Consider the following 1,423-nt stretch of genomic DNA (forward strand, 5'->3'; position numbering starts at 1 on the left):
ACGCGACGGCTACGCGGTCCTGGAGGAGCACGAACAGGGATTCGCCGAGGTTGAGCCGGCCGCCGTCGCGGGTGGCGACGGCATTCGGTGCGACATGCCCGGTTTCGTCGGCGAGCGTGGCGATGGGCTGTTCCCCGGGGGTCACCGGTGGCGCCGGGACGAGGGTCCGACCGTCGGGGAGCAGCGCGACGATCGTTGCGCTGCTGGTTCTGCGGAGCACGATCCCCTCCTCGTGGAGGTGACGGTGGTGGCTGCCACAGACGAGGGTGAGGTTGTCCAGGTCGGTGCGGCCGCCCTCGGCCCAGCCCACCAGGTGGTGGACGTGCAGCCATCGGGTGTGCGCGCAGCCCGGGTACTGGCAGGTTCCGTGGTCACGGGCGTGAACGGCGGCCTGGAGACGGCGGGTGGGGAACCGGTTCCGCCGGCCGAGGCGGAGCGGGTTGCCGTGGGGGTCGGTGAGCAGGGCCTGGACGAGGCCGTCGCAGCCGAGGCGTTGCAGGACGGCCGGTGGAAGCGTGGCCGGTGTGACGCCCTCGGTGGTGCCGGGGCGTAGGTCGGCGGGGCGCAGGTGCAGGACGAGGGTGTGTGCGGGCTGGACGAGTCCGGGTGCGCCGTGGTGCAGGAAGCTTTCGGCGAGCGCGACGAGACCGTCGGCGTCACGCTGACACTCCGCCCCCGGTTCCGCGGTGCCGGGTTCCGCGGTGCTGGGTTCGGTGGTGGGGAGGGTTTCGCGGGCGATTTCGATCGCCGCGACCAGCTGAGCGCCTTCCTCGGCGGGAAGCACGGCGGTGAGGTGGACCATGCCGTCCTCATCGGTACGCCACGACACCCGCCGGGCCGACCGGGCCCGGGCGCGGTCGTCCGGATCCGCGCTGCGTTGTCGGTAGGCACGGACCAGGCTCTCCAACGCGCCGGCGGTGCAGTGCTCGGCATGGTTGAGCCAGACCTGCTCGGTATCAGGACGCGCGACCCGGGCGATCGCACGGACCTTCGAGTACGACAGTGTTCCCGCCGTGAACGCCGCCCGGATCATCGGCAGTTGTTCGAGGGCGTGCGCGGTCGCGAGATGATCGCGGGCGGTGCGGGGGCTCAGCCCGCACCGCCAGGACAACCAGTGGGCGCAGGACCGCATCCCGATGCCCGACCAGCCGGAACGCCGATCGAACGCGGCGAGCAGGCCCAGCCAGGCACAGGTCGCGGCCGCGATCCGGCCCGCCCACTGGCAGATCGCGGTCTCCAGCTCACCGATCGGGACGGCGTCGGGATCCACCGAGGAACCAGCGGTGTCAGCAGCGAAATCGGCAGCGAGGGTGTCGCAAGGAGGAACAGCAGCAGTGTCAATCATGAAGATCACCGGGCCAGGGGTGTGGTCGATCAATCGGACCCGCGCATCGTCACACCGACCACCGACATTTCTCACAAC

The 1,423-nt window shown here is 71.0% G+C and carries 1 protein-coding gene; it reads right to left on the reverse strand.

Going from position 1 to position 1,423, the window contains the following annotated elements; translation table 11 throughout:
* The coding region (locus FREUN1FDRAFT_RS39060; RefSeq protein ID WP_006545983.1) for an HNH endonuclease signature motif containing protein at positions 1–1,270 on the reverse strand (1,270 nt) is incomplete at its 3' end.
* Positions 1,271–1,423 lie beyond the last annotated feature (153 nt).

Source organism: Parafrankia sp. EUN1f, from assembly GCF_000177675.1.
Taxonomy (GTDB): domain Bacteria; phylum Actinomycetota; class Actinomycetes; order Frankiales; family Frankiaceae; genus Parafrankia.